The sequence below is a fragment of the Actinotalea ferrariae genome, from assembly GCF_019733465.1.
GTDB classification, from domain to species: Bacteria; Actinomycetota; Actinomycetes; order Actinomycetales; family Cellulomonadaceae; genus Actinotalea; species Actinotalea ferrariae_A.
The window spans coordinates 1-6,790 of the sequence record NZ_JACVQL010000209.1; the positions used below are offsets into that span (position 1 = coordinate 1).

Annotated in this window: 8 protein-coding genes; 5 read left to right on the forward strand and 3 right to left on the reverse strand. The window is 73.7% G+C overall.

Annotation, left to right across the window (positions count from 1 at the left end; translation table 11 throughout):
• Together ICW40_RS15630 and ICW40_RS15635 are read left to right on the forward strand one after the other, a co-directional pair.
• Positions 1–847: AMP-binding enzyme (locus ICW40_RS15630; RefSeq protein WP_221654942.1), on the forward strand; the 847-nt coding region annotated here is incomplete at its 5' end.
• A 38-nt stretch (positions 848–885) separates the two neighbouring features.
• Complete coding sequence (locus ICW40_RS15635) at positions 886–1,755, forward strand: 1,4-dihydroxy-2-naphthoate polyprenyltransferase (RefSeq protein WP_221654943.1); 870 nt, start codon at positions 886–888, stop codon at positions 1,753–1,755.
• Here the strand turns inward: ICW40_RS15635 and ICW40_RS15640 are convergent.
• The gene (locus ICW40_RS15640; protein WP_260459302.1) at positions 1,719–2,123 is read right to left on the reverse strand and encodes a DUF4229 domain-containing protein; all 405 of its coding nucleotides are present in this window, start codon (positions 2,121–2,123) and stop codon (positions 1,719–1,721) included. The two genes, ICW40_RS15635 and ICW40_RS15640, sit on opposite strands and share 37 nt — an antisense overlap.
• A gap of 36 nt (positions 2,124–2,159) precedes the next feature.
• On the opposite strand from ICW40_RS15640, the gene ICW40_RS15645 reads away from it, so the two are divergent.
• The 3 genes from ICW40_RS15645 (at position 2,160) to ICW40_RS15655 (ending at position 5,154) form a co-directional block, all read left to right on the forward strand.
• Entirely contained in the window at positions 2,160–2,576 is a 417-nt protein-coding gene (locus ICW40_RS15645; protein ID WP_221654945.1) for a PLD nuclease N-terminal domain-containing protein, read from the forward strand.
• Between the two features lie 435 nt (positions 2,577–3,011).
• Entirely contained in the window at positions 3,012–4,235 is a 1,224-nt protein-coding gene (locus ICW40_RS15650; protein ID WP_221654946.1) for an aldose epimerase family protein, read from the forward strand.
• A 217-nt stretch (positions 4,236–4,452) separates the two neighbouring features.
• Positions 4,453–5,154 carry a hypothetical protein gene (locus ICW40_RS15655; protein WP_221654947.1) on the forward strand — a complete coding sequence of 234 codons (702 nt, stop codon included), beginning with the start codon at positions 4,453–4,455 and terminating at the stop codon, positions 5,152–5,154.
• Between the two features lie 58 nt (positions 5,155–5,212).
• Here the strand turns inward: ICW40_RS15655 and ICW40_RS15660 are convergent, their stop codons facing one another.
• Together ICW40_RS15660 and ccsB are read right to left on the reverse strand one after the other, a co-directional pair.
• Positions 5,213–5,758, reverse strand: coding sequence for a hypothetical protein (locus tag ICW40_RS15660; protein WP_221654948.1), 546 nt, complete (start codon positions 5,756–5,758; stop codon positions 5,213–5,215).
• Between the two features lie 227 nt (positions 5,759–5,985).
• Positions 5,986–6,790 (reverse strand): c-type cytochrome biogenesis protein CcsB (gene ccsB / locus ICW40_RS15665; protein ID WP_221654949.1); only part of this gene is annotated, 805 nt, incomplete at its 5' end.

Genomic DNA, 6,790 nt, shown 5'->3' on the forward strand with positions numbered 1-6,790 from the left:
GGGCAGCGCGGGGCGCGCAAGGAGCACAGGGAGTGCCAGCACCGCGGGCAGTGCGGCCAGCGCAGCCACCGCGGGCAGCGCAGCCAGAGCGGGCAGCGCGGCCACGGCGGGCGACGGCCCGCTGCTGACCTCGCTCGTGCCGACCCAGCTGCGCCGCGCCGTCGAGTCCCCCGAGCACGTGCTCGAGGGCCTGCGCATGATCGACGCCGTGCTCGTCGGCGGCGCGGCGACGAGCCCCGCGCTGCTGGACCGCGCGCGCGAGCTCGGGCTGCGGGTCGTGACCACCTACGGCATGACCGAGACGTGCGGTGGCTGCGTCTACGACGGCGTCCCGCTCGACGGCGTCGAGGTCGCGCTCGACGACGCGGGACGCGTCCTGCTCGGCGGCACCGTCGTCACGCGCGGCTACCTCGACGACCCGGTCGCGCAGGAGGCCGCGTTCCCCGTGCTCGACGGCAGGCGGTGGCACCGCACGTCGGACCTCGGCGAGCTGGACGGCGGGCGGCTCCGCGTGCTCGGGCGCGCCGACGACGTCGTCGTGACGGGCGGCGAGAAGGTGGCGCCCGCGGCCGTGGAGGCCGTCCTCGGAGGGCTCGGCGTCGCCGAGGCGTGCGTCGTGGGCGTGCCCGACGCGGAGTGGGGGCAGGCGCTCGTCGCCGTCGTCGTGCGCGGCGGCGCCGAGGTGACGCTCGAGGACGTCCGGTCCGCCGTGCGCCGTACGCTGGGCCCCGCCGCGGCACCGCAGCACCTCGTGCTGGTCGACCACCTGCCGCTGCGCGGACCGGGGAAGGTCGACCGCGCCGCCGTCGCCCGGAGCGCCGCGCTGGCGGTGGCCGGGCAGCGGTGACCGCGTGGGCCACAGGACCAGGACGGGGACGGAGCACGATGGCGACAGCCGCTGAGTGGGTCGAGGGCGCGCGGCCGCGGACGCTGCCGGCGGCCGTCGCGCCCGTGCTGGTCGGCACGGGTGCGGCCGCCGAGATGGGCGCCGCGTCGCCCGTGCGGGCGCTGCTCGCGGCGGGTGTCGCGCTCGCGCTCCAGGTCGGCGTCAACTACGCGAACGACTACTCCGACGGCATCCGCGGCACCGACCTGGACCGGGTCGGGCCGCTGCGGCTCACCGGCTCCGGCGCCGCGCCGCCCGGTCAGGTGCGGGCCGCGGCGTTCGTCGCCCTCGGGGTGGGCGCCCTGCTCGGCGTCGCGCTCGTGGCCGTCTCCGGGCACTGGTGGCTGCTCGCCGTCGGCGCGCTCGCCGTCGCGGCCGCGTGGTTCTACACGGGTGGCCGCAAGCCCTACGGGTACCTGGGCCTGGGCGAGGTCGGGGTGTTCCTCTTCTTCGGGCTCGTCGCCGTGCTGGGGACGACGTACACCCAGGCCGACCGCATCTCGTGGGCCGCCGTGCTGGGCGCCGTCGGCGTCGGGCTGCTCGCGTGCGCCCTGCTCATGGTCAACAACATCCGGGACATCCCCACGGACGTGCTGAGCAGCAAGCGCACGCTCGCGGTCCGGCTGGGCGACCACCGCGCCCGCCGCGTCTACGCGGCGATGGTCGGCATCCCGATCCTCACGGGGCTCGCGTGCGCGTTCGTCGCCCCGTGGTCGGTCATCGTCCTGCTGCTCGCGGTGCCCGCCGGGATCCTCGCCGGGACGGTCCTGCTCGGTGCGCGGGGCGTGCTGCTCCGGCCCGTGCTGGCCGGCACGGGCATGCTCGAGCTCGGCTACGGGGTGCTGCTGGGGCTCGGCCTGTCGATCTGACCCTGAGGGTTCCTCGGCGCCTGCTCGTCGACCGGGGCCGGCCCGTCCGTCGCGCTCCGCTCGTCAGGTCGACCTGACGCGTCGGCACGGCGGCCGTCGGACGGCGCGGTGCGGCCTGCCTCGTCGTCCTCCGCGGCGGCGTCCTCCTCGACCCCCGCGCTGAACCGCGGTCCGGTGCGGCGGCGCTCGGCCCGGTCGGCCACCCAGCGCGCGGCCGCGTCGCGCGGTCCGGCGAGGACGACGTACGAGAGCGCCCAGGCCACGACGGCCGCGACGACCACGAGGAGCCATCCGCCGAGCCCGCCCGCCCAGCCGGCGACGAGCGCGATCACCAGGAGGCCCACGCGGAGCAGGGAGTACACGATCATCGGCACTCCCCCAGGGTAGGCGCCTAGTCTGGAGGGATGGTCCGGGCCCTGCCGTACATCGTCCCCATCGCGCTCGCGCTGTTCGGTCTCATCGACCTCTCGCGCAGCAACGCGGTCGAGCGCGCGGGCATCCACCCGCTGGCCTGGGTGGCGATCATCGTGCTCCTGCCGGTCGTCGGCCCGATCGCGTGGATCGCCGTGAGCCGCCAGCGCGCGGCCGCTGCGCGGCAGGCCGCGAGCGGCGGTGGGCGCGGCACGGCTCGTCCCGCTCCCGGCCGCCCCCAGACCCGGCGCACCGGCCCCCTGGCGCCCGACGACGACCCCGACTTCCTGTGGAAGCTCGAGCAGGAGCGCCGCCGCCAGGCCCGCGGCACCGGCGGCGCCGGCGGCACGACCGGTGGCGACGCCCCCGACGACACCGTCCCCGAGGACGGCAACGGCCGACCCTCCTGACGCGAGCGGCCACGTCCCGTCGATCGTCGGTGCTCCTGTTCGTCGAGCCCGAGCGCGCGGCCGACGTCGCGTGGTCCCGACCGCCGCACCGGCGCCGGATGCTCGCGTCCCGCTAGGCCACCGACCTCGCGACGGTGCAGCGGCGCACCGACATGCCGCTGCCAGACGCCGTCGCAGTCGCCGGCCGCGCACGGACGACCACGGTCGCGGCGCCGGACTGCTCACCGAGCCCCGTCGCCACAGCGGCGCCGACCGCGACCGTGCTGCCGGACCGACCTGGCACGAGACGTTGACGCTCCCCACGGGCGGGCCTAGCGTCGAGGTGCCCTGATTCGTCCTCATGGCGCCCGACCCCTGTCCACGCCTTCCCGGGCCGCCCGCCACAGACACCGACGTCCCCGGGGGCGGGTCGACAGACGTGGACGGGAGAACACCATGCGCAAGACCTTCCTTCGGCGTGCCCTCGCGGGCGTCGTCGCCCCACTGGCCGCCGTGACGCTCCTCGTGGGCGCGTCGGCGCCCGTGGCGGACATAGGCACGCCCACCTGGGGCGGCGGCCACGGCGGCGGCGGCGGCGGCACACCCACCGTCTCCGTGGAGCCCTTCGGCACGACGCCCGACGGCACTGCCGTCGAGCGCTACACGCTGACCAACCGCGGCATCACAGTCCGGATCCTGACGTACGGCGGCATCATCCAGTCCCTGGAGGTGCCCGATCGTCACGGCGACGCGGTCAACGTCGTCCTGGGCTTCGCGGACCTGGCCGGCTACGTCGAGAACAACAACCCCGGGCCGTACTTCGGCGCGCTCATCGGGCGGTACGGCAACCGCATCGCGGGCGGGCAGTTCGAGCTCGACGGCGTCGTCTACCAGCTCCCGCTGAACAACGGGCCCAACTCGCTGCACGGCGGGTTCAACGGGTTCGACACCAAGGTCTGGACGGCGACGCCGTTCTCCGACCGGCACGACGCCGGCCTCACGCTCGGCTACACGAGCCCGGCGGGCGAGGAGGGCTACCCCGGCACGCTCACGGTCGAGGTGACGTACACGCTCACGCGCGACCGCGACCTCGAGATCCACTACACCGCGACCACCGACGCGCCCACCGTCGTCAACCTCACCAACCACACCTACTGGAACCTCGAGGGCGAAGGCACGAGCTCCATCCTCGACCACCGGCTCATGCTCAACGCGAGCGCGTACACCCCGGTCGACGCCACCCTCATCCCGACCGGCGAGATCGCACCCGTCGAGGGCACGCCCATGGACTTCCGCCGGTCGACGGCGATCGGCGACCGCATCCGGGAGCCGTTCGAGCAGCTGCTGTTCGGCCAGGGCTACGACCACAACTGGGTCCTGGACCGGGGCGACGACGACGGCCTCGTGCTCGCCGCGCAGCTCAAGGACCCGACCAGCGGCCGGGTCCTGAAGATGTGGACCACCGAGCCGGGCATCCAGTTCTACTCGGGGAACTTCCTCGACGCGACGCTCGTCGGCACGGGCGGGAACGTGTACCGCCAGTCCGACGGCCTGGCGCTCGAGACCCAGCACTTCCCGGACTCGCCGAACCAGCCGCAGTTCCCGAGCACGACGCTGCGCCCGGGCGAGACGTACGACACGACGACGGTGTTCGACCTCTCCGGCCTGCGCCGGCGGTAGCGCCGGACGGTCGCCCCGACGCCGGGCGGGACGGGACGCTCCCGTCCTGCCCGGCGTTCCCGCGCGCCGCCGCGGGGCCGCACCGCGCTCGAGGGTCGCCTGAGCAGCGCGGCGGCGGCACCGAGGCTGCGGTCGGACGAAGCGGCACGCGGCTACGCTGACGCCCCGCACGCCTGCACGCATCCCGACCGTGCTGCGGACAGCTCGAGGAGTCGTCGTGCTCAAGGAGACGTACCAGAGCGCCCTCGAGGCGCGGCGGGGCAGCATCCGGCTCGATCCGGTCTTCGACGGTCTCGTCCAGGACCTCCGCGCCGCATACGGCGTCGCACCGCTGTGGATCCAGGCCGCGGTCGGGTGGGAGGGCGCGAGGAAGGGCCGGCCGATCCTCGAGGTGGTGGTCGAGCGCACGGGTGAGCTGTGGACGATGCGGAAGGGTCCCCAGCACCCGCTCCTCGGGCACACGCCGGAGCCCATGAAGGTCGTGGCCAGGATGGTCCTCGAGCGGTTCTCGCCCGAGGCGCTCCGGCGGATCTTCCCGCTGCCCGACGGTGCAACCCCCGACTGGCCGCGTGACCTCATGGTGACGTTGCACAGCTTCGAGAGCTGGACGCTGGACCATGCCATCACCCTGACGCCCGACGACTCGACCGAGTTCGAGCGATCGCTGGGCTTGGGAGACGCGCTGTGGATGACGAGCCGCATCGCGCGCACCGTCGTGGTGTTCGTCCACACGGACGAGCAGGCTCGGGCGCTGCGGGCCGCGGGGATTCCCGAGGCGTGGGCCCGGGCCTACGTCGAGCTGGCCCGGAAGCACGACGAGTTCGGCTACCTCCACCCCGGCTGGATCAGGATGGAGGTCGACAGCAAGGAGACGTTCGACCGGGACTGGAAGGGCGACTACCTCGCCTACATGAGGTGAGACGCGTCGGACCGCCACCAACCCAGACGTCGCGCTCCGTCCGACTCAGGACCGCTGCTCAACGCCTCCTACGTAGCCAGCGGCGCCTCGGGCGGAGGGCAGGTCTCCCATCGGGCGGTTGGGCAACCCTCCGCATGTGCGCGAAGTACTGGCCGTACGCGCCGCGACTGGTGAAGGCGTCGACGTCGAGGTCTGGTCGAGCCCAGAAACGGGCAAGGAGCGACTCTCCTTGGCGCTCGGCCTCGATCATGCTCGAAGCGCCGACGCACTCGGGGAAGGACGTGAGCATCAGCCCGAGGCAGAAGAGCACCTCAGGATCGTCGGGATGCTCTGAGAGCAGCCACTGCGAGGCGGCCGGGAAGTAGCTGATGTCATCCGGTTCGAGGCTGTAGACGTCCGGCAGGCCGGTGAGGAACTCCGGCTCGGAGCACGAGAGCCAGTCCAGGAAGGCGAGGCGCAGAGCAGTCTCGCGATCGATGGCGCCTCCCCGCCAACGCCGAACCAGCGCCGACCTCGCCGGGCCGAGTGCCGGCTGCCCGTCTTCCGCGTACGCCGCCTCCATGGCCGTTACTGCCTCAAGGGTCGGCAACTCGTCGGCGATCACGTGTGCACGCTAACCCCGGACGAAGACCGCCACCGCCGGACGCTCCCCACGTCTGGGACCTCACGCGTGGTCGACGGGTTCCGGAACGGCTTCACGATTCCCGGTGGGGCTGAATGCCGCTGGACGACATGGACCCGAACAGGTGAATCCGACAGCTCCGCCGGGCGTCGGGACGCACCGTCACCAGGGGTTCGCGAGCGATAAGGAAGGCGCCTGAAGGCAGCCCCTCAGTCGTTCGGGACGCCGCCGTAGTCGTGCAGACCCTGGAAGAAGAGGTTCACGCCCGTGAAGTTGAAGATCACCGTCGCGTAGCCGACGACGACGAACCACGCCGCGCGCCGCCCGGACCAGCCGCGCGTCGTGCGCGCGTGCAGGTAGGCCGCGTAGACGACCCACACCACGAAGCTCCAGACCTCCTTGGGGTCCCAGCCCCAGTAGCGGCCCCATGTGTGCTCGGCCCAGACCGCGCCCGCCATGACCGTGAACGTCCACAGCACGAAGCCCACGGCCGTGATCCGGAAGGACAGCGCCTCGAGCTCGCGCACCGGCGGCAGGGCGTCGAGCAGCGCCCAGCGGCGGGCCGCGAGCCGCGGGGAGCCGGCGTCGCGCGAGTCCTTGAGCAGCTGCAGCACGCTGGCCGCGAACGAGACCGTGAACAGGCCCGTCGCGATCGTGGCGATCGACACGTGGATGACGAGCCAGTAGCTCTGCAGCGCGGGCTCGACCGGGCTCGCGGGGGTGTAGAACACGGCGAGGCCGACGCCGAGCGCGATGACCGCCATCCCGATGACGATCGTGCCGAGGAAGCGCAGGTCGCGCCGCCGGCACAGCACGACGAACGCGGCGACCGCGACCAGCGCGCCCACGAGCGCGAACTCGTACATGTTCGCCCAGGGCACCCGCCCGGCCGCGACGCCCCGCAGCACCGTGCCGGCGAGGTGCAGCGCCAGGCCGAGCACGGTGGTCGCCATCGCGATGCCGGCGGCCTTGCGGCGCCGGACGGCGGGCTCGGCGACGTCGCCCGCGGCGGGC